Here is a 454-nt window from a genome sequence, read left to right on the forward strand (position 1 = left end):
GGCCGTGGATGTACACGTGCCTGAACGGCACGCGGCCCGTGAAGTGCGTGCTCATCATGATCATCCGGGCGACCCAGAAGAAGATGATGTCGTAGCCCGTGACCAGCACGGAGGAGGGCAGGTAGAGGTCGTAGTCCTTCGTGGCGGACGCATCCTGAAGCGCCTCGGGCCAGCCGAGCGACGAGAACGGCACCAGGGCGGAGGAATACCAGGTGTCGAGGACGTCGGCATCGCGGGTGAGCTTCGCGCCCGCGCCGGCCTGGGCCTGCGCTTCGGCCTCGTTGCGGGCGATATACACGTTGCCGGCCTCGTCGTACCACGCCGGGATCTGGTGGCCCCACCAGAGCTGGCGGCTGATGCACCAGTCCTGGATGTTGTTCATCCACTGGTTGTAGGTGTTGACCCAGTTCTCGGGCACGAACTGCACTTCGCCGGAGGCGACGGCGTCGATGGC

The 454-nt window shown here is 65.6% G+C and carries 1 protein-coding gene; it reads right to left on the bottom strand.

Translation table 11 applies throughout. The features are described 5' to 3' along the window. Positions 1 to 454, bottom strand: a 454-nt coding sequence (locus tag K9U40_RS23735; protein WP_282892512.1) for a class I tRNA ligase family protein, incomplete at both ends; no start/stop codon positions are given.

Origin of the sequence: Xanthobacter autotrophicus (assembly GCF_030015065.1) — a bacterium.
GTDB classification, from domain to species: domain Bacteria; phylum Pseudomonadota; class Alphaproteobacteria; order Rhizobiales; family Xanthobacteraceae; genus Xanthobacter; species Xanthobacter autotrophicus_D.